The sequence below is a fragment of the uncultured Muribaculum sp. genome, from assembly GCF_910583865.1.
Taxonomy (GTDB): domain Bacteria; phylum Bacteroidota; class Bacteroidia; order Bacteroidales; family Muribaculaceae; genus Muribaculum.
Genome location: NZ_CAJTYX010000038.1, coordinates 1 through 21,409 on the forward strand (window position 1 = coordinate 1; position 21,409 = coordinate 21,409).

Sequence of the window (21,409 nt, forward strand, 5' to 3'; positions counted from 1 at the left end):
GTTTTTATTGGTCAACAGCCGTTAAGGTTATTTAAGATGCGTCTGCCGTGTGCACCGAGATATACCGGAAACACGGCCATCGCTATGATATCACCTCCGAACCCTACCTAACAGAAGAAGAGTCAATCTGGCGTAGAAGTTCATCGACGGCGGCTTTCAGCTGTGCATCGACTCCGTTTACAACTTCCGCAGGATCATTGGCTACTTTTATGTCAGGTTCCAACTGCGAGTTCTCAAGATACGTTCCCTCGGCGGTACGATAGCCGATTACAGGTATGCCGAAGATAAGCGATGGATCCTGAAGCGTCTCCCAATTTACCGAGGTCATAGTGCCCGGGACCGGCATCCCCACAAGCTTGCCCATACCCTTGTGCTTGTAGACCCACGGTGTACCGTGGGCATTGCTGTAGTTGGCTTCACACTGGAGCATGATACTCGGCTTATTCCAGCGACGCGAAGGCATGTCGCACACGTCAACGCCACGAATCACCTGGGTCAGATATTTGTCGCCGCTGAAAAGCATCTCGATATCCTCGTGAAGGCGACCGCCACCGTTCCAGCGCGTGTCGATCACGATACCTTCCTTGTCGACATACTTGCCGAGAAGGTCAGTGTATATACGCCGGAAGCTGGCATCATCCATCGAGCGGAGATGCACGTAGCCGAGCCTTCCCCCGGAGAGGCGCTCGGTGTCGGCCTCGCGGCGCTTCACCCAACGCTTGTACAGCAGGTCGTTAAGCTTACTCTGCGACACCGGCAACACTACTTCGTCGATACTGTTGCCATTCCCGTTATAGAGCGTGACGAGCGTCTTTTTACCGGCCACATCGGAAAGGAGCGAAGTATAGTCAGTGGAATCGCTGAGAGCCACGCCGTTGATCTTCTCCACGATAGTACCTTTTTTGATTACAGTATTGGCATGGTCGAACGGGCCACCCTCTATCACCTCAGCCACACGGAGTCCGTCGCCGTAGTAATCCCAGTCGAATATCAATCCGAGCGAGGCTGTGCGCTCTCCGGCGGCATCGGGATAATAACGTCCGCCGGTATGAGACACGTTGAGTTCTCCGAGCATCTCGGAAAGGAGGTCGGCGAAATCATAGTTATTATTGATGTGAGGCAGGAACTTGCGGTAGGCATCAGTCATCGAATCCCAGTCTACACCATGCATCCCCTTGTCGTAGAAACGGGCATTTTCCTCACGCTTAACGTAGTCAAACATGTATTCACGTTCGGCCTGCGGGTCAATCTTCATCGTGGCCGAATACTTGATAGGCTTGACCGTCTCGGAAGAAACGCCCATCTTGCCCATGCCATCGGAGCCGAGAAGATAGAGGTTGTTGCCGTCCTTATCGGTCTGTATGGAACGGTAACGGTAGCCAAGCTTCTTAGCAAGAGAGGTCTCGCGCTTGCGAAGGTCTGTTTTCCACAGGTCATAGCCATCATCGAACTCGGCGAAGAAGTAAAGTGTCTCGCCATCGTCGGTGATTAAGAAATCGCCAAGATCCGACGACATGGGAGTCACGCGCACCATGCGGTCGCGCAAGCCGTCAAGCTCCACGTCCACCACCTTGGCATCATCCTTCTTGTCATCGGAAGCTTCGTCCTTGTCATCTTTTTTCTTTTTCCCTTTACCCTTCTTCTTATCAGCGGCAGCCTTCTGGGCCTTTTCGTTGTCGGCCTTCTGCTGCTTTTCAAGCTCTTTACGTAGCTCATAATCTTCTTTCGAAAGACGGTATTTGTCGTAGGCATCCTGATTGAGGAACACAAGCATCACATCCTGCTGTGAGCCCCAGCTGGCGTGGCTACGCATGCCGTAGCGGTCTGAGGCAAACACTATGGCATTGCCGTCGAAAGCCCATCGAGGATTAGTGTCGAAGTAGGAGGAACGTGTGATGTTGGTGACCTGCGGATCACCTGTGGTGTTAACAATCGCCACATCGGCATAAGGCTCATGACCGTTACCGGTAAGCTCGAAGGCAATCCACTTGCCGTCGGGCGACCAAGAATAATAGAATCCCCCGTCGCGCTCGGGATTTGTGGAACCGTCAGTGAGGGGACGCACTTTGCCGGATGCCACGTCCATTACCATCAACTTGTTGCGGTCCTCGATGAAAGCGAGTTGCTTGCCGTCGGGCGAATACTGAGGATATGTGCGTTCTATCCCATCGCTGAAGAGCAGACGCTCATCGACCGCGGTAGCATTTGGAAAGTTGAGGTCATCCTTACGTCCGATTGAAGCCTTGTAGAGAGCATAGTGACCGTCGCGTTCGCTCACGTAGACCAACGAACGGTTGTCCGGATTCCATGTCACAAGCGCCTCGGCCTCCGGAGTGTGCGTAATCTGCTTGGTGGTAGGATACTCCACAGAAGTCACAAACAGCTCCCCCCGGTCGAAGAACGCCACTTGCTTGCCATCGGGCGACACTTTAGCGCCACCGGACGAACGGACTGAAGTCTTGTAGGCCGGTATCTCTTCATCTATAGTGACATCGACAGCCACCTTGGCAGGCTTTGCGCCGGGACGCATAGTGTAAAGCTCGCCATCGTATGTGAAGGCAAGCGTACCGTCGACGGCGATAGACAAGAATCTGACAGGATGAATGGAAAAGTCGGTAACCTTCGTCATGCGCGATGGATCATCGACCGGAAACGACCATACGTTGAGCGACTTGTCACCGCCACGCTCGCTTATGAAATATGCAGTGCTACCATCGGGAGATACCACCGGATTGAGATCCTCTCCGCCACGAGCAGTCAGGTTGACATGCTTGCCGGTAGAGACGTCATAGCGCCACACGTCGCGGGTGACCGAAGATGTGTGATGCTTGCGACGTATGTCCTCCATTCCTTTGCGATCCTGATACAGGAACCATTTCCCGTCCGGACCCCAGCTCATCGACTCCGCCGGTACCGCAAGCATGCGCACCGTACGACCGCCAGCCACCGGCACCTTATAGACCTCTCCGAGACGGGCGGTAGGGAATAGAGCGCTCTCGGCCGGATCCTGAATGGCCGCTGAGAATATCACATACTTGCCGTCAGGCGTGAATGCTACCGGAGTCTCCTTGGCAGAGTTGCGCGTAAGCCGCACAGGCGTGCCGCCATTGCGATCCATTACGAAGATGTCGAAATTCCCCTCACGATCGGACGCGAATGCAATCCTACTGCCGTCGGGCGACCATACAGGTGCTGACTCGTAGGAGTCGAGAGTCGTCAGACGAGTTGCCGTACCTCCGGCAACGGGAACCGTGAAAATGTCGCCCTTATAAGTAAAGGCTATTGCCGTGCCGTCGGGTGAAATGGCCGCATCGCGCATCCACAGCGGGGTAACCGCCGTCGCGCCCAATGCATATACCGACATAGCAATGGTTAGAAGCTGTCTTGTCATGATTGTATATAAGTTTTGTCTATTCCAATATAATAACTGCATGCCGCATATGAGGCAATACAGCAAGAATTCCATGTTAGGATTTACACACATGGCGCCATATCCCTACAAGGGACAGGCGCCATGTCTATGCTCTCTGTGAGGTATGCTCATTGTCGGTCAACGCGGAATCTTCAATATCTGTCCCTCGCGTATGTTCGATCCTGAAATGCCGTTGGCCTTGCGTATAGCCTCTACAGTCGTACCTTTGGCCTTGGCGATACGGTAAAGGCTCTCTCCATGTCTGACCTTATGGTTGGTAAAGCCACCCTTCTTCTTTGACGACGAGGCCACGGACTTCGACTTAGACTTTTCCTTCTTAGGGGCAGCCGGTGCTGCTGCCGGAACAGTCTTTTCGGTCGACAACGCGGCAATGGATTCAGGTTTAGCATTGGATGGCGATTCTGCCATGGTGGCGCCTGTATCCGTTGAGTTGGATGAGTTTTCCGCTACGACATCCGGTTTTGATTCGGTTTCCGGCGCCGGCTTCCTGCCGACATATACTCTCTCATATGTGTTGATCTTAAGATTGCGTCCTCGCGGTACGCTGTTCTTGCGCAGGCGATTCCATTTCTTGAGATCAGATACCGAGACACCATACTTCTTGGCGATTCCTGACAGCGTCTCTCCGCGCTTTACCTTATGGGTCTTTACGACAAGCTTGGTGGTGAACTCTCCCGAAGCGTCAAGTTCGTCAAGCGAAGTCGGCTCTACAACGGAGCGGCGTGCATAAAGCGTTGCATCATGTCCGACTATGCTGTCCTCGCTCATTATATAGCTGTAGACCTGCATCGACGGAAGCACGAGTGAATAAGGGCGCACGTCGCCCGGTATGATATCGTGGCGGTACTGCGGATTCAGCACCCTGATTTCCTCGATGGGAATATTCAGCACTTGGGAAATCTGATTGAAATGCACGCGCTTGCCTACATGCACGGAATCGGTAATCAGCGGACGTTTTGCCAATGCGGGAGAGATGCCATGCTGATTGTAATAAGTCATCACGTAGTTTGCGGCGATGAAAGCCGGCACATAGCCGCGAGTCTCCTGCGGCAGAAAATAATATATGCTCCAGAAATCCTTATCTTTCTTGTCTTCCATTCCGGCACGACGAAGTGCCTTGTTGACATTCCCCGGCCCGCAGTTGTATGCGGCTATGGCGAGCGACCAGTCACCATACATGCCATAGAGCTGTTTAAGATATACTGCTGCGGCTTCCGAGGAAGCATACGGGTCACGGCGCTCATCGACAAGGGTCGAGATTTCCATGCCCAGTCCTCTTGCCGTGGGGAGCATGAACTGCCATAAGCCGGTGGCGCCGGCCTTCGACACGGCATCGGGATTCAGCGCCGACTCTATCACCGGAAGATAACGCAGCTCCAGAGGGACGCCGTGCCTCTCGAGAGCCTGTTCGAAAATAGGCATATAATACAGGCTCATGCCGAGCATAGCCTCGACAAGTTCACGCTTGCGCTGCGTGTACATGTTGATATACGACCTCACAATCTGGTTGTAAGGCATCTCTATGGTGGTCGGAAGCGTAGAAAGGCGCTTTATGTACACCTCATCGGTGGCATTTAACGGCTGCGAGTTACCGAAGTTAGTGTCAAGCACTGTGTAATTCTGCAAATACCAGTCTTGAAGCATCTTATGAGTATCGGTCTCAAAGCTTTCCGGGTAAGTTATCGAATTATCGGAAATCGAATGCTTCAACGATAGAATCGAAGGTGCGGCCGACATTGCGAGGGCCGAACAAGCGATGATGATTGATGAAACTACTTTTTTCATTGTCGGAGGTAAAAGGTTGAGAGGGATAAGCGAGAAAGAGAGTGTGGATGTGAACCACCGTCCGGAGGCCTTTCAGAAATTCACAGCCCAAAGGAGTCCGAAACCGGGCCTTGCGCCTCTGGCATCGGGAATGACAGTAGGAGAGAAATCGACCGAAAGGTCTGGAGAGATATCGAAGTGGGTAAGCGACGCGTCAACATAAGCATCAACCATTGCCACGAGATAAAGTCCTATCATTGATATGATACACAAATCGCGGTTGCGACGGAAATAATCCTTCCGCGCCTTGAACGTCTTTTCGAGCCAGCTTTTGTTGAGCTGCGACTCGTCGGTGTTTGGCGGATAGAAATCCATGTACGACTTGGTGTTGGGATCGCTGTCCATAAGATCGCGGTAAGCCTGCGTGTAATCGGTAAGCATCCGGTTGTTCCATGACAAGCCGTAAGTGAGACCCATAAAGCCGCCGACCACAAGCGGGAGCTTCCAGTAGCGGCGGTTATACAGCTGTCCGAGCCCGGGAAAGAGCGCAGACAGCCATACGGCACGTTTGGGATCCGGATTGAACTCGCGCACGACATAATCCGGATCGAATGCCGCAGCTATACTGTCGGCCACACAGTCGGTGCAATCATCGACCGACACCATGCCTTCGGGAATAATAAATGTAGAATCGGCGGACTCTACTATGGAATCTCCTTCCACGAGCACGCGGTCGGCGCGCGGCACATCAAGCCAGAGACTGTCGGGAAAAGCGGCGTAATCCACAAGAGCGGAATCTGCCTCGGCTACTGCAGATGCTGGAATGCGTACAGCAACGGCGGAAGTAGCCACAGAATCCGTGGCTATCTCAGGAGAGTCTTGGAATAAAGAAGCTGAAAAAACGTTAAAAGGAGTGAACAATGCCACAATCACGAAAAAAATCGTGACCGGCATCATCATCCTCACGGAATCAGCGTATTGTGCTCCTTTATCTCTTTTCATACATAAACACAGCCCACACAGCCATTTACACGCTACCAGAAGATATGTGCAAACCCATGTGTCAGCCTTCTGAATGCTTTATAGTGTCAAAGATAGCAATTAATTGCTCAAGTTCATCCTCGTTCTTGAACGGGAATGTGATTTTTCCTTTTCCCTGTGCATTGCACGTGAACTGCACAGGACGCTGAAACGACGCACTGAGATGCTTTTTCAGAATATCGTAGTCATTGGCCCTTGGGGAAGCGGCCTTGGCGACATCATTGCCGTCGGTCTCTTCGCCGGCTTGACGGTAGGCTTTAGCAAGCTCCTCTACCTTGCGCACAGAAAGGCCGTGGCGCAATATTTCATTGTAGAGTTTAAGCTGCAATGACGGCTTCTCTATCGAGAGCAACGCACGTGCATGGCCCATGTCTACCCGCTTGTCACGAAGCCCGAGCTGCACTTCGGCGGGAAGCTTAAGCAGGCGCAAAAAGTTGGCTATGGTGGCGCGCTTCTTGCCTATACGCTCGCTCAGGCGCTCCTGCGTCAGTTGATACTGGTCAATCAGTTTCCTGAAGGTCAAGGCAATCTCTATTGCGTTTAGGTCCTCACGCTGGATATTCTCGATAAGCGCCATCTCGGTCAACTCACTGTCGTTGGCCGTGCGGATATAGGCAGGTACGGATGATAAGCCCGCTTTTATGGCAGCGCGGTAGCGCCGCTCTCCGGCAATGATCTGATATGCATCCGGGCCGGTCTTTCTTAATGAGAGAGGCTGTATGATGCCAAGCTCGCGTATCGATGAGGCAAGCTCGTCGAGAGCCTCCTCGTCGAATGTGGTTCGCGGCTGGTCAGGATTCGGCGAAATAAGCGTGACATCGATATCGTTGATCGCCGACGAGCCTCTGGCAGGCACGTCGTCCATCGAAATCAGCGAATCAAGTCCTCGACCAAGGGCATTACGACGTATGGGTGGCATTATTAGAGAGTGTTAGATAAATCCGGTATATATTATTAGGCAATAAGTTATTGGGCAGCCGTATCGGCTGTGCTTTTCGCCGGATGGCGGCGATGTTTGGCGATAATCTCCTTGGCAAGCATGGTATGGCTCGTAGCTCCACGGCTCTCCGGGTCGTAGAGTAGCGCCGGAAGGCCATGTGACGGAGCTTCGCTCAATCGTATATTGCGCGGAATGACGGTAGAGAATACCATGTCGCCGAAATGTCCCTTAAGTTCTTCATATATCTGGTTGGCGAGGCGCAACCGCGCATCGTACATAGTCAGAAGGAATCCCTCGATTTCAAGCTGAGGATTCAGCTTCGACTTTATTATACGGATGGTATTGAGGAGTTTGCTGATACCCTCAAGAGCAAAATATTCGGCCTGCACGGGGATGATCACCGAATCGGCCGCCGTGAGAGCATTGACGGTGATCAGACCCAAAGAGGGCGAACAGTCAATGAGGATATAGTCGTAGCGGTCGACCACCGGACGCAGCACGTTGAGAAGAATCTTCTCTCGGTGCGGTTTCCCGACCAACTCAAGCTCCGCACCGGCAAGGTCGATGCGCGAACCTACAAGGTCGAGACCTTCTATGCATGTAGGAGTCTGGGAGCCTTCGAGAGGATAATCGTCGACAAGACATTCGTAGATTGACGACGACATGGACTTGGGATCTATCCCATAACCCGACGTGGCATTGGCCTGCGGATCGGCATCTATGATAAGCACCTTCTTCCCCTGATTGGCGAGCGATGCGGCGAGGTTGATGGTAGTAGTGGTCTTTCCTACCCCGCCCTTCTGATTAGCGATAGCAATGATTTTACCCATAGTATAGCATTGAATGCCATCGGTGCCGATAAAGGCATCCATGGTATCCGCAAAGGTAGCGTTTTTCCATCGATTAACGAGTCAATCCGATGGTATAAAATGCGTTAAATGTTGATAAGTGGGCAGAAGTGTTGATAAGTGCCGTAGCATCTCAACGCTCAAACAGGGCCGACAGCGGAGTTATCTCCACGTCGTAGGCCACCGCCAACGACGACCGGGGGCGTATACGGGTGGCATGGTAATAGTAATTGTATTGCCTGTCCCACGAGGTGGCATAAAGCTGCCGTGTCTCGCCCGGAGGAACGGGGTGAGACACGGTGACAGTTCTCGAATGGAGCATCGAGCCATCGTCATGACGGCGGTAGGTTAGGCGGAGAGTAATCGAGACAAGCGATACATCCCGATGCCTGTTGGTCACGAAAAACGTCTCCCGCATGGAACGCAATGGCTTGTCGTAGGAGGCGATCACCACACTGTCTGGTGACAGTTCGGCGGATGCAAGACGGAAAGTGTCGGCATACTCCTCGGTTGGCATGTACATGCGCGGACGCAACGGACCTTTCCGTGTGGTATTCTCAGCCGCCGCAGGAAGCGACATGGCCAGTATGAATATGAGGGCAAACAGGAACTTCATAGCAATGGACGGTCGGATTAAAGATAACGTGGCTCGACCGGGCCGGAAAGCGGACGTGGAAACACCCTCGTGCATCCGTCGAGATCAGTCGGGGCGTCGGAATCGCTCAATCGCATGCTTATACGCGACATGTACGGGATCAGCCTCCAAAGATTCACCTTCAGTTTGCGGCTGTGCTGCCGGAATGTCAGATGTGCGTCGTCGACCAAGGTAAGCGTAAAACGTTTCGGACGGCGCAACACCGGACCGCCGTCACCGGCGGTATAGATCTCGGCTGCGTATATCCCGGGCTTGGCTGTAGCCGACAGGTATCCCATGACAGTACCCGGACGCAATGACCGGCATGGCGAACGCAACACGACCATACGATAATGCACGCCATCGGAACCACCGGGTTTAGACATGTCGCGATGACGCTCTATGGCTATGCTCGCGCCGTCGGAAGGAAACGACCATATGCCCTCTATGCGATGCAGAGCGCGTCGACGCATCTCGGCACGCACCGAATCGGGGTTGTCATAGCCGGCAATTACATAAGAACGGGCGGGAAGCTTGTCAACCAGCTCCCTTGCTTCAGCCACTACGGGAAGAAGCGACGGAATCAGGAGAAATATGAGGAGGAGAAAGCGCATATGCTATTAGGTCAGATAGTTTTGAACTGATATTGGAATCCGAAACTCAGAATCTCTTTCAGCTGCCAATGATGCCAATTGGTATCCTCCAATGGAAGCTGGTGTGAATCGTAGCGGACATGTATATAAAGTTGCGTTGAAAAATAACGGTTGATTGAAAAATTGAACGTGTTCTCCCAGTCACCCTGCGTATAGTCATAGTCGGTGAAGAGGAACAGACGGGAGCTATACGTGACGTTCCACGCAAGAGTCCAGTTTATCTTGACTTCCGCATTGCTACCGAACTCGCTGGTGGTGTGGTGGCCGGGCTCGATTCCGAAATTCTTCTTGGGAATACCGGGATTGGTAGCGATCTTGAGGTTATATGAGAAAGGCGATATGGAAGCGTCGAGAGAGAACTTACGCTTGGGATTCTTATAGTTATAGGTCATACCGACACCGAGGTTAAGCTCACCGGGAGTCATAAACGCGGCTTTCAATTCTCGGGTATTGGGCTTATAATTGTTGAGAAGCTGGGTCTTGAACTGTGCATTGACAGAGTAATACCACCGGTCGATAGCCTTAAGCCCAAGCGTGCCGTTGAACTGGAACTGGTCCTGGGTGATGTTATAGGCATGTATTGAATCCTGTGGAGCACTGGCCAGGCCGACCTTATACTCAGTAGTGGCCTCTACTATGAATTTCGGATGAAACTTCTGGTTGAGCTTTACATTCCATTTGAAAGAACCTATGCCGTTGACATTGTTGTTTCCACCCTGATACCAGTTCGGGCTTATATAAGCCTGCGAGAACTGTAGACGCCCGTCCACTGCGTGCAACCAGTTTTTCCTGGCCACATCCGTATTGGCTGCCTCCGCCACCAATGGCTTTTTGTCGGTGATGATCTCTTTCACCGTGATTGATTCAGTGGATGGATCGACCGTGGCAGTGTACTTTTTCGGAGGTTTGGGCATCGTATATATGTTATAGCGCACATCACGGATATTGTCGAGCATATAGCGCTGCTTCAGTTCACGATAACGACGCGCACGGTTGGCCTCGATCTTTATCCAGTCGAGATCGGCATAAGGAGCCTCGACGAAAGGCTCGGGATCAAACGGCGACACGGAATCGATATGTACAAACTCGTCGTAAACTACCGGCATGAACAGAATCGACGGCAGAGGAGCCACAGGTAGGAACTTAAGCGGTTCCGGAGCCGATGCCGTATCAAGCGTATCAGCCCACATATCGTCAAATGCTGAAATCAGCTCGCCATTTTCGTCAAGATCCTCTTCGGTGAAGGTGGATTCCTCATCCTCGATAAGCTCGATGAGCTTCCTGTCGGAGGTTGGACGCACAACAATCGAACTGTCCGGCTCGATATAAGGGGTCTGGGCGCTGACTGCCGAAACCGCAGCAGACACCAAAACGACAATAATTGCCAATATTTTCATTCCGTTAGACATATTTCCAATTCCGTTCATTCTGCAAATTTACAAATAAGTAGGCTGTAAAAGCAAATTAGAGAGATCAATAATGCTCATTGTAATATCCTACAGAGTTTATCCACGCCTATCTCGGTTGCTGCCATGAGCGCGGCGCTTTGTGGCGACGCCAACCCCGACACCGCAGCAGTCTCGACAGCAGCATGTGGGGTACGCTCCATCGCAACGGCCTATCCGCAAGGCTTATACTCACCTTGTTGAATGCCACACCAAAAAGCAACCACACGGCTACAGCGGTAACCATAAGTATCCCGAGCATAGAATACGTGACAATCATATCTTCTACGGTAAAATCCTTGCGAATATTCCACAACGCCGGAACGCATGCAGCAAGTGTCGATAAGAGCCATACCCATGGCAGCACCGATGACAATATAATGCGCATTGACGGGCGGCGTGTGCAATAAGCATTCATCATCGCATGACGTTCCCGCTTGGCAAGATAATATTTAGGCATATCGGCGGGAGCCTCTGTAGTCACCCGCGACTGAGCGGTGAATACCGCCGCGACATTATCTCCCGTGGCGACCTCTGACACAAAAACATCATCGTCACCATACTGTAGATTCAACGAATTGCCAAACCCCATACGCTCGAAGAACATGCTCCGACGTATGCCTATATTATCACCGTCGCCGCGCCAAGGGCATCCACCGATAGCATCCGACATCCATTCAATGTCGGAAAGCAGAATGTCGTGACGCAATCCCCGGCCTATCAGTCCGTGCGCCACGTCTTTTTCTCCGGGACCGGCATACCCCAGAACCATATCCACTCTATCATCACCGAAAGGAGCCGCCATGGATGCAAGCCAATGAGGCCCGGGCAATCGGCTCTCCGAAGTGAGGAGCAACACCACTGGATAACGCGCGGCCTTTATACCGAGAGTGATGGCGAGTTTCTTCCGTGATATGTTACGGGTGTCATGAGGCGTGAATGTGCCGCGTAGATTCGGGCATGACATCTCGGCTACCGTAAGGAAATCATTTACGCCGTTGTCCTTACCGTCGTTGACCACTATAATCTCAGTAGGAGCATCATAGTCCTGGCTTTTCAATCCCTCGATCACTTCGGCAAGGCCGGCTGAATTGGCATAGGTATATACCACTACCGACACCGGCATCGTTTGCTTCCCGGAAGCAATCCCCTCATCCGATGCTCCGTGCAAGGCGCGGCGCAGCCGTCGGAGCATCGGCAAGTATATACATGCGAGAGTCGTTGCAGCAACGACAGCCACCGCGGCGCATACTATCGAGAATATCTGGTTGACAGCAAATATGAGAACCACCGGTTATTAATCTGATTATGACCTGTGCAACAACTTTATCAGCTACACTCATGCAAATTTACTAACTATCTCCGTATTTCCAAAACTGCATTACAGGAATAAATTAACGGCGATGTATCATCACATTTGACACATCGCCGTCCTTAAATAAGCTATGATTTTATTTCTTGACTTTTACAGTCTCGACAGTACCGTCAGAATATCTTACAATTTTCACGAATACGCCGTTTTCCGGATTCTCGACACTAAGTCCCCTAAGGTCATAATACTCAATCTCATTAATCGTCTTAAGCATTAAAGCATCTTCAATCGATGATGTCGACGGATATATGATACCTGTCTGCGCCACAACATTATCAGCGTTTGGCTCTCCTTCTATATAGCACAGTCTTACGCCTGCGGTCTCGACCGCACGGTCATAGACTGTGATTTTATGTTCGTTATTATCAAGTACTTTTATATCACCATACTCTGGATAATCAATATATGCAAATGGGACATATGTTATTGGTGTATCAAAATAATAATAATTATACGACTTATCTCTTACGAAAGTAAACGGTTCTTCATTATTATCGAAATAAACCAGATAATATAGATTGTCCGGATTTAGCTCGTTTCCATCAGAATCCTTTGCAGATAAGGTAAAAGACAATTCCGAATATTCCCATGCCTTTGTTGCCTTGAAGAAAGAAACGCCGGAAGGATCAGCCGGAACTTTATTCGATTCAATCGCCGGATACGACACCAATGCCGACCTACTTACTATATTCTCTTCTTTCGGTTCGCCTTCAATATAATATAGCTGAACGCCTACAGTTTCCACATCCTTCTCGTAAATATAAATCATACGCAATGCATTATAGGCCGAGAATGATCCACCATTCTCAAAATCGAAAGGCACAAAAGTAGTAGGTTCTTCGAGTCCGGGATAGGTATGTTTGCCAGGGATAAATGTATATGGCTGTCCGTTAAAGAACACTCTATAGTATAGCTTATTAGTATCAAGCAGTTTTCCTTCCACATTAAGCGAAGATATGCAGAACGACATGTATTCAAGATCCGTTTCCGAAACTTGAGCAGGTACATGATGGTCAACATTCCACGGATTCATGAGTTCCTTGGACACATCCTCCGGAACATATTGAATCACGGGAGATTCAAGATACTCCATATAATCAATAAATTCCGGATTCTTGTTATAAACCATCAGCCATTCTGCCGGTGCGGACAATGTCTGTGCGGTTTCATCATAATCAAATGATATGGCATCCCGAAACTTAAGCACTCTTACATTTTCTTTTTCCTCCTCATCGTACTCTTCCATGAACTGTGCCGCTGTAAAGAACGAGAAAAATGCCCCGGAAGGCGAAAAACCGAGATACTGCCCTGATTCAAACGTAATCTTGCCTCCATCACAACATCCTTTAATCCATGCATCGGGAGCCATGTCAAACATACCTTTGATATAGACATCATTATCAATGATACCCATGTCGACAAAATGGCCGAAACCATTGACATCCAAAAGAGACATTTTTTTAACATTCAGTTCCGACGGTGCCTCTAATACTTTATAGTTCATTGGAGTCCAAGTGCTGAACACCTCTCCCTCAAATACCCAGTCATTCTCATGATCTATCTTGCCCGGAAACAGCAACCCGTCATTTTGTATGTCGGCCACAATAGTGCCATCGTCCTTGACAAGAATAGTATATCTGTTCTTCTCTGGTGATACAGGAACAAAAGTCTTTTTAGTTGCCGAATACTCCACCATTGAAACATAAAAATAACTCGTATTGGATCCAAATGTCTGTACACTTACCAACTGAGGGAATTCAAATGTTATGGCAGACCCATCTTTGTGGCCCTTGATATAGAAGTGGTTATTATAATAGGTATAATCATACTGTGAGAAGAAGTCCCTTATATAGACATCTCCGTTATCATATTCCACCATCTCCGATGGACGATAGCTATACTCCAAATGATCATATTTATTGCCAAGAATAGCATAATAAGCACCTCCGCTACGATGGTATAATGTAGTTTTCCCACCCTCCGGAAGAACGGTAACAGGCCTCTCCTGAGCCTTAGCTGTCGCTACAGCAATTATGGCCGCAACAATAAAAATCAAACGGTAAACATTCTTCATAAAACTGATTATTTAGTGATAATTTTTGATCAATAAGCGATATTACACATATCTGAACATACAAATTGCTATTTATAATAAGCAATCCCATCCCAAAGAGTATATCGTCATATTTTCAGCAAATGTAATCATTTTCACTTAAAGCCACTCATAAATTCAATTTTTTGTTTAAAAATATTTATTTATGCTGAACAGATTATCCATTCATTTTACTGTTTTTAAATATTTCCATTCATATAATCCTTGTCTAACCTGAATTCCACAAAATTTCATTACATTTGCAGTCATACACAATATATCATTTCATTTGATTGACAATCCTTGTATTAACAAAACCACATCTAAAATAATCCGTTAATATGAACATGATTCTTGAGAAGGAGCACTTCTCGGAGAAAGTAGTGAAGCTCGTGGTGGAGGCGCCGGCGATAGCCATGTCGCGCCGACCGGGGCATTTCGTGATAGTCAGATGCGGCGACCATGGCGAACGCATACCTCTTACCATTGCCGATGCCGACACGGCACGTGGCACGATAACCCTTGTGGTGCAGGCCATCGGCGAATCGACCCGTAAAATCTGCGCACTCAATCCCGGTGACTGCCTGACCGACGTGGTCGGCCCGCTCGGACAAGCCACACATATCGAGAAGGTCGGCACGGTGGTGTGCTGCGGCGGTGGTGTAGGTGTGGCCCCCCTGCTCCCGATCATCAAGGCCATGAAAGCGGCAGGCAACCGTGTAGTGACCGTATTGGCAGCCCGCACCAAGGAGCTGATAATACTCGAAAAGCAGGTAGCCGAACATTCCGACGAAGTGATCATCATGACGGATGACGGCAGCTATGGCAATCAGGGCCTGGTGACCAACGGTGTCGAAGATGTAATAAATCGCGAGAAAGTCGACCTCGTGGTAACTATCGGACCGGCGGTTATGATGAAATTCGTGTCGCTCCTCACGAAGAAGTACGACGTGCCCACCATGTGCTCGCTCAACACAATCATGGTCGACGGCACCGGAATGTGTGGAGCATGCCGTGTCACCGTCGACGGCAAGACGCGCTTCGTATGCATCGACGGCCCGGAATTTGATGCTCACAAGGTCGATTTCGACGAAATGATGATGCGTCTGCGCTCATACAACTAATCTCAAAGACCACCACACATATGTCAACAACAATATCGCCTCGCGACGCTCAATGGCGCGAGGAACTTCGCAAAGCCCATTCGACCAAAGAACGCAGCACCATACCGCGCGTGAAGATGCCGGAACTCGACCCGACATACCGCGTGACATGCAACGAAGAGGTAAACCAAGGTCTGCCGGCGGAAGCGGCTGTGGTCGAAGCCACCCGATGCATGGACTGTCCCGACCCGCAGTGCGTCACCGGATGTCCCGTCAGCATCAACATCCCCGGATTCATCAAGAACATCGAGCGCGGCGAATTCCATCAGGCCGCTCTGGTACTGAAAGAGACCTCGGCGCTTCCCGCCGTATGCGGCCGCGTATGCCCCCAGGAGAAACAGTGCGAAAGCCGATGCATATACCATAAGATGAAGAAGCAACCAGTGGCCATAGGCTATCTCGAACGCTTCGCCGCCGACTACGACCGCACCTCGGGTGAAGAAACCGCACCCGTGGCACGACCGGAAAGCAACGGCATACAGGTGGCCGTAGTTGGCTCCGGCCCGGCAGGACTGTCGTTTGCCGGCGACATGGCCAAGAGGGGCTACGAGGTGACCGTGTTCGAGGCGCTTCACGAGATCGGCGGTGTGCTCAAATACGGCATACCGGAATTCCGCCTGCCAAACGCCGTGGTCGACGTGGAAATCAACGGCCTTGAAGCCCTCGGCGTCCGATTCGTAAAGGACACCGTAGTGGGCAAGACCCTCAGCTACGACGATCTCCACCGCATGGGATTCCAAGGCATCTTCGTGGCCTCCGGAGCCGGGCTGCCGCGCTTCATGGGCATTCCCGGGGAGAACTTCATCGGCGTGATGTCATGCAACGAATATCTCACACGCATCAATCTTATGGGTGCCGGCCGGCCCGGCTACGATACGCCGGTGCTCCGTGGCAACCGCGTGGCTGTCATAGGCGGAGGCAACACGGCGATGGACGCGGTGCGCACAGCCCGTCGCATGGGTGCAGAGACGGCGATGATCGTCTACCGCCGCAGCGAGGAGGAGATGCCGGCACGCGTCGAGGAGGTGAAGCACGCCAAGGAAGAGGGTGTTACATTCCTCACCCTCCACAACCCCGTCGAATACCTTGCCGACGAGAAAGGGCACGTGCGCGCCATGCGACTCCAGAAGATGCAGCTCGGCGAGCCTGACGCATCCGGACGCCGCTCACCGGTGCCCGTCGAGGGAGCGATTGAGGAGATTCCCGTCGATCTGGTCATCGTCAGCGTGGGCGTGTCCCCCAATCCGCTTATTCCGAACGCCATCGACAGCCTTGAAGTATCGCGCCGCGGCACAATCGTGGTCGATGACGACACCATGCGCTCCTCGCTCCCCGACCTCTACGCCGGAGGCGACATAGTGCGTGGCGGCGCCACCGTCATCCTCGCCATGGGCGACGGACGCCGTGCCGCCCTCCACATGCACGAGGCCCTCGCAAACCAATAACCCACTCCCCACATAATGCACAAGAACGGCGATGCATCAGATTGACGCATCGCCGTTCTTGTGTCCTCAATAGAGAATATTGTTATAATACATATAACGTAGCGCGTCCACTATTTCAGATTCCAGTAAATCACGTAGCGCTCACGATGCACGTCATAGAGCGGCTGCACGGTTATGCCGTCGGCAGTAATCCATTTGAGCGTGCCCGCAGAAGTGAGAGGCGAGGCCTTGATCCCGCGGGCAATATCTGCGGGGATATGGTAATCATAGGTATAGTAGTCGTTGTATTTCGTCGGGTCGCTGACCGGCGCTGGCGCAACCATACCTTCCGTACCGAGGCGTCCCGCAAGCACCACGGGTCCATACTTCATTACACCCACCGACGGGTCGGCCGCCATCGGCTCGACAGCGACTTTCATCGGATAAACGGCCTCAACCCTATCGCCGGATTTCCATTTGCGCTTTATCCCGATATAGCCGTCCGTAATATTCTTTAATGCTACCGCACGCCCGTTTATCCTCACCTCGGGCTTTCCGCTCCACGACGGATATCGGAGATTAAGCGTAAATTCAGCAGGATGTCCACACTCGACGGTAAGCGTCACGCTCTCAGAGGCAGGAAAACCGGTTGTCTGCCTGATCTTCACATTCTTTTCTTTCCAATGCAGTTCCGATGGTATGAACAGGTTCACATACAGCGCGTCATCACCACGGTAATATATTCCTTCGGCATACTTCGCATGACTTTCAAAGCCGCTCCCCACACAGCACCAGAATGAATTCTCAGGGGTTGAATACACGCGGTGGCTTCCGGTCTTGAGAGGCAGGAAATACGCCACCATACCGGAGGCAGGATCCTGCTGCCCGAGAATATGGTTATAGAGCGCCTGCTCGTAATAGTCGGCGATACGCGCGTCCGGATTGAGGCAGAACAAGTGGCGCGATAGTTTAAGCATGTTGTAGGTGCAGCAAGTTTCGCCGGTATATCCGGAAAGATGTTCCGACATTCTTGCCGGATCGAAATAGTGCTCCTTGTCGCTCGAACATCCTGTGGCGAATGTATGCTTGTCTATCATCTCGTTCCAGAAGAATTCGGCGACAGCGCGCGACGCCTCATCGCCCGTAAGCTCATAGCGTCGCAACTCGGCGATGGTTTTTGGTATGAATGTGTTGGTATGTTTCGTTCCAAGGTCGCCGTCGCGCTCCTTCAGCGGGTCGATCACATCGTTATGATAGAAGAACTCAGCGAGGCGACGATAACGTTCGTCGCCAGTGATTGCGTAGAGGTTGTAGAAGGCCTCGTTGACACCTCCGAACTCGTTACGAATCATCCTGCGGCGTGTCATGTCGTCCACTCCCGACAGTTTTCCACAGGCCCAGTCGGCGGCTCCTCTCACGACTTCGAGCGCCCTGTCATTGCCGGCATAAAGGTATTGGTCGATGAGTCCGGCATAGATTTTGTGGAGAGTGTACCATGGCGCCCATACCGATTCTCCACGCATGTTGCGGTTGATAAGTTCCTCCGGGAAAGCGCTCACATATCCATTGCCCAATGCCGCCTGCACGCGTTCAAGTCCGTCGACGATAGAGTCACTCTTTGCCTTGAAAAGTTCAGCGCCCGTGGCGGCATACATCAAGGCATAGGCGCTGAGAAGGTGGCCGGTAGTGTGGCCGCGCAGCTCACAGTCAAGCGACTCCCATCCGCCATATTTCTTTATCGTCATGTAGCCACCCTCGCGGCCACCCCACACTCCCGCGTTGTTGTAGAACGAATGAAGCAACCGGTCTACCTCTATCGCAGCCATCCATGCCGAATCTCGCTCCAGATTTTCGCGAAACCGCGACGGAAGAAGCCTCACATCCTCCAAGGCAAAGCACTCCACCGGTGTCTCCACCTCCTTGACTTTCAACCTGTCGCCAAACAGTCCCGGATAAACCGACTGCCCTGCAGCCGACACAGCTCCCGCCATCATGACCAAAATCGCGCATATTATTTTCCTCATAACTCATGTTTTTACTTCTAAATACGCCCAAACTGACCCGTTTACTTATCTTACCATATTTTTAAATCATACCACAAATTTGACTTCATCGAGTCCCATAGAATCGGGGCGCTACTGCTTTTAGCATAATTTAACTATTCGGGGGGGGTAATTGTGATTAATTATCTATGTTTGCAGCATAATTCAATCCAAGAATAATTATGAGATTTATTTTACTAACATTATTGATGTTTACAGCCGGTATCTGTAGCTCGGAAATCCCGAATTACAAGCGAAGGAATGTCATTACCGAAACTAATGGATTTTATGGGTTCAGATACAAAGGTAAATTTGAGGTTAACCAACAATACGAACAAACTATCGCCTTAGGTGATAACCGTGCTTGCTTTTTAGCAAAACGGGCTGGTAAATGGGGGTTAATCGACATATATAACCGTCCGATCATTCCTTTCCAATTTACCGATGTAAAAACCGATTGTTCAAGCACATCCCGACCAAACCGGACTACATTCTTAGACTCTATCTATATTTATGGTTCAGGAACTATACTGCCACGCCATAAATTCTCATTTAATAACCAATACGCGAAATATAGCGATATCACTCCTCCAATTCTCTTAGTTCAGGAACAAGAACCTGAATCAGGAGAATTCCATTGGCATTTTATTGATTTTAAAGGCAATCCCATTTCTTCAGGCAGATATGAGTATGCAACAATATTCCAAAAAATCAACGGTAAATCCCATGATGATTACATATATCTTGCACATGTCAAATCAAATGGATTATGGGGTGCAATTGATCTGTATGGTAATGAAGTCGTTCCTTTGAAACATCGACAGATGATTAATGGGAAAAATAAATATGTAAAGAAACTCTTAAAACGGAATCAACCTGCAAAGGAAGAAGCACGTATTTCAGAATTGGAGAGCATGGTACCCCTGCCTGTTCCGTATGGGATGTCCTGGAAAGCAGATTCAATAGAAAATGTAAGAATCGAGAAAACAGGAGGCAAACAGATAAAAGTTAGAAAGAAAAATAAAAAAGGAAAATACTACACCACGAATAAATACACTCCTGTCTCATATAAAATTTATGTCAACGACACTTTGGCTATAGATGAAGCATTTGATGAAATAGCACCTCAACAAAAAAATATGATTCGTGTAAAAAAGGATGGAAAATGGGGCATATATAAAATCGGAAGTGGCATGTTTGTCCCATGCGAATGTAGTTCTATAGAACCTTTTGATGCGTGCGGAATTGCAAAATGTCAATTGACTCCAGATATAGAAATGGAAGTCTCCGCTTATGGAGCACATACATCACTCGGGCCGGACATTGAAGATATATTTTATCGCGCAAACGAGACATATAGTAAAAATAGAGATATCGAAGCTACAGGTCCTATATTCGAGGAACTTCTCGAAGCATTGAACTTCTATGACGACCAACGTCTACGTCTCGAGTATCAGTCGCAACAGATGGTGCAATACTTTAACAACCGACGGGAGCGCGAAGATCCGATTTACGGTCAAATGATGGCGGATTTGAGGGAACAAAAAAGGATTGAAGAAGAGAACGCAAAATTAGCGGAAGAACAGAAAAGACAAGCTAAAAAATCCGGCGGTGGCTTTTGGGGACTTTTAGGAGAACTTGCATCCGTAGCGGGAGATGTAATAGATACGACGGGAAGCATCACCGGAAATTCAAGCACCTCTGATGTTGGATCTTCACTCTCGTATCTCGGCAAATCGGTTACCGCCGTTGCACAAGGGAAAGAAATGCCTGAAGTACCAGAACGTAGCAATCCCGTAGCACAAAACTCATCTATCCCAGAAGAAGGAGTTACAGCTGACACATATGGACAATCCAGTGACCTCCAATCTAAAATCAATGTTCTTGATAATCAAATAACAGAGAATCGGGAAGAGGCCGCACGGCTCGTAAAAGAGCGAGAAAAGGCCTACAACAAGTATGAGCGCGACATGTATTATGGCTCGAAAAAGACTCCTTCCAGAGACATTACGAAAAATAATCCTTATAGGACAGCTCGAAAACGCGCACAAAATCTGAGAAATAATAGCATTGGCAATAGTAACCGGCTTTCAGCTATAGATTCAAAGATTGACAGACTTAACAATGAATGGGAACGATTATTAACAGAAAGGTCAAGATTGACTAAAGAATTAAATGCTTCAATCGAATCGCCGGATGAGACCCACGATAATTCATCATCAAAAGCTAAAAAAGGACGTTCGAAAGAGTTTTACCAACGTCAATACGACAGCTATGCATCAGAGGCTAAAATGATTTACACCAGTTTAACAGGAACAGGCTACTCGGTTAAGAAAAATGGCAAAGATCTCGAAGGGAGTGCATCTGGAGGACGTGGAGTTGTGAATTTCAGTCTCTTGAAAGACAAATTAATCAAAAGTCAACAAGGGATGAGACGCATCAGACAAGAAGCATCAAGAAAAGGACATACATTGACCAAATCAGAATACGAAACCGCGCAAGTGTCAATGTTTTAACATGATAAACATTAAGAGTTCGCACATTTCGCCTCTTAAATG

14 protein-coding genes are annotated in these 21,409 nt (G+C 50.0%); 3 read left to right on the plus strand and 11 right to left on the minus strand.

Going from position 1 to position 21,409, the window contains the following annotated elements:
* Positions 1–103 precede the first annotated feature (103 nt).
* The 10 genes from QZ303_RS08495 to QZ303_RS08540 all read right to left on the minus strand — a co-directional run bounded on the left by QZ303_RS08495 (position 104) and on the right by QZ303_RS08540 (position 14,204).
* Positions 104–3,391: a S41 family peptidase gene (locus tag QZ303_RS08495; RefSeq protein WP_295731682.1), complete on the minus strand. Its 3,288-nt coding sequence runs from the start codon at positions 3,389–3,391 to the stop codon at positions 104–106.
* A gap of 159 nt (positions 3,392–3,550) precedes the next feature.
* On the minus strand, positions 3,551–5,218 hold the full coding sequence (locus QZ303_RS08500) for a transglycosylase SLT domain-containing protein (protein ID WP_295731684.1): 1,668 nt from the start codon (positions 5,216–5,218) through the stop codon (positions 3,551–3,553).
* Positions 5,219–5,290: 72 nt separating this feature from the next.
* Positions 5,291–6,199, minus strand: a complete 909-nt coding sequence (locus tag QZ303_RS08505; RefSeq protein WP_295731686.1) for a DUF5683 domain-containing protein — start codon at positions 6,197–6,199, stop codon at positions 5,291–5,293.
* 61 nt (positions 6,200–6,260) lie between these two features.
* Complete coding sequence (locus tag QZ303_RS08510; protein ID WP_295731688.1) at positions 6,261–7,157, minus strand: ParB/RepB/Spo0J family partition protein; 897 nt, start codon at positions 7,155–7,157, stop codon at positions 6,261–6,263.
* A 47-nt stretch (positions 7,158–7,204) separates the two neighbouring features.
* Positions 7,205–8,008 carry a ParA family protein gene (locus QZ303_RS08515; RefSeq protein ID WP_295731690.1) on the minus strand — a complete coding sequence of 268 codons (804 nt, stop codon included), beginning with the start codon at positions 8,006–8,008 and terminating at the stop codon, positions 7,205–7,207.
* 151 nt (positions 8,009–8,159) lie between these two features.
* On the minus strand, positions 8,160–8,642 hold the full coding sequence (locus tag QZ303_RS08520; protein ID WP_295731692.1) for a hypothetical protein: 483 nt from the start codon (positions 8,640–8,642) through the stop codon (positions 8,160–8,162).
* 17 nt (positions 8,643–8,659) lie between these two features.
* Positions 8,660–9,274, minus strand: a complete 615-nt coding sequence (locus QZ303_RS08525; RefSeq protein ID WP_295731694.1) for a hypothetical protein — start codon at positions 9,272–9,274, stop codon at positions 8,660–8,662.
* Between the two features lie 11 nt (positions 9,275–9,285).
* Positions 9,286–10,710, minus strand: a complete 1,425-nt coding sequence (locus tag QZ303_RS08530; RefSeq protein ID WP_295731696.1) for a DUF3078 domain-containing protein — start codon at positions 10,708–10,710, stop codon at positions 9,286–9,288.
* A gap of 118 nt (positions 10,711–10,828) precedes the next feature.
* Positions 10,829–12,049, minus strand: coding sequence for a glycosyltransferase (locus QZ303_RS08535; RefSeq protein WP_295731698.1), 1,221 nt, complete (start codon positions 12,047–12,049; stop codon positions 10,829–10,831).
* Between the two features lie 160 nt (positions 12,050–12,209).
* The gene (locus QZ303_RS08540; RefSeq protein ID WP_295731700.1) at positions 12,210–14,204 is read right to left on the minus strand and encodes a hypothetical protein; all 1,995 of its coding nucleotides are present in this window, start codon (positions 14,202–14,204) and stop codon (positions 12,210–12,212) included.
* A gap of 359 nt (positions 14,205–14,563) precedes the next feature.
* On the opposite strand from QZ303_RS08540, the gene QZ303_RS08545 reads away from it, so the two are divergent.
* Positions 14,564–15,346, plus strand: coding sequence for a sulfide/dihydroorotate dehydrogenase-like FAD/NAD-binding protein (locus QZ303_RS08545; protein ID WP_295731701.1), 783 nt, complete (start codon positions 14,564–14,566; stop codon positions 15,344–15,346).
* A gap of 20 nt (positions 15,347–15,366) precedes the next feature.
* Positions 15,367–16,830, plus strand: a complete 1,464-nt coding sequence (gltA, locus tag QZ303_RS08550) for an NADPH-dependent glutamate synthase (RefSeq protein WP_295731703.1) — start codon at positions 15,367–15,369, stop codon at positions 16,828–16,830.
* 110 nt (positions 16,831–16,940) lie between these two features.
* On the opposite strand, the gene QZ303_RS08555 is transcribed toward gltA, so the two are convergent.
* On the minus strand, positions 16,941–18,833 hold the full coding sequence (locus QZ303_RS08555; RefSeq protein WP_295731705.1) for a glycoside hydrolase family 127 protein: 1,893 nt from the start codon (positions 18,831–18,833) through the stop codon (positions 16,941–16,943).
* Positions 18,834–19,033: 200 nt separating this feature from the next.
* Here QZ303_RS08555 and QZ303_RS08560 point away from each other — a divergent pair, with 200 nt between their 5' ends.
* Positions 19,034–21,367 carry a WG repeat-containing protein gene (locus QZ303_RS08560; RefSeq protein ID WP_295731707.1) on the plus strand — a complete coding sequence of 778 codons (2,334 nt, stop codon included), beginning with the start codon at positions 19,034–19,036 and terminating at the stop codon, positions 21,365–21,367.
* Positions 21,368–21,409: the final 42 nt, after the last annotated feature.

What these genes read in the sequence shown, in the direction of transcription:
- QZ303_RS08495 (WP_295731682.1), bottom strand. Translation starts at nt 3,391, where the DNA reads ATGACAAGACAGCTTCTAACCATTGCTATGTCGGTATATGCATTGGGC.
- QZ303_RS08500 (WP_295731684.1), bottom strand. Translation starts at nt 5,218, where the DNA reads ATGAAAAAAGTAGTTTCATCAATCATCATCGCTTGTTCGGCCCTCGCA.
- QZ303_RS08505 (WP_295731686.1), bottom strand. Translation starts at nt 6,199, where the DNA reads ATGAAAAGAGATAAAGGAGCACAATACGCTGATTCCGTGAGGATGATG.
- QZ303_RS08510 (WP_295731688.1), bottom strand. Translation starts at nt 7,157, where the DNA reads ATGCCACCCATACGTCGTAATGCCCTTGGTCGAGGACTTGATTCGCTG.
- QZ303_RS08515 (WP_295731690.1), bottom strand. Translation starts at nt 8,008, where the DNA reads ATGGGTAAAATCATTGCTATCGCTAATCAGAAGGGCGGGGTAGGAAAG.
- QZ303_RS08520 (WP_295731692.1), bottom strand. Translation starts at nt 8,642, where the DNA reads ATGAAGTTCCTGTTTGCCCTCATATTCATACTGGCCATGTCGCTTCCT.
- QZ303_RS08525 (WP_295731694.1), bottom strand. Translation starts at nt 9,274, where the DNA reads ATGCGCTTTCTCCTCCTCATATTTCTCCTGATTCCGTCGCTTCTTCCC.
- QZ303_RS08530 (WP_295731696.1), bottom strand. Translation starts at nt 10,710, where the DNA reads ATGAAAATATTGGCAATTATTGTCGTTTTGGTGTCTGCTGCGGTTTCG.
- QZ303_RS08540 (WP_295731700.1), bottom strand. Translation starts at nt 14,204, where the DNA reads ATGAAGAATGTTTACCGTTTGATTTTTATTGTTGCGGCCATAATTGCT.
- QZ303_RS08545 (WP_295731701.1), top strand. Translation starts at nt 14,564, where the DNA reads ATGAACATGATTCTTGAGAAGGAGCACTTCTCGGAGAAAGTAGTGAAG.
- gltA (WP_295731703.1), top strand. Translation starts at nt 15,367, where the DNA reads ATGTCAACAACAATATCGCCTCGCGACGCTCAATGGCGCGAGGAACTT.
- QZ303_RS08555 (WP_295731705.1), bottom strand. Translation starts at nt 18,833, where the DNA reads ATGAGGAAAATAATATGCGCGATTTTGGTCATGATGGCGGGAGCTGTG.
- QZ303_RS08560 (WP_295731707.1), top strand. Translation starts at nt 19,034, where the DNA reads ATGAGATTTATTTTACTAACATTATTGATGTTTACAGCCGGTATCTGT.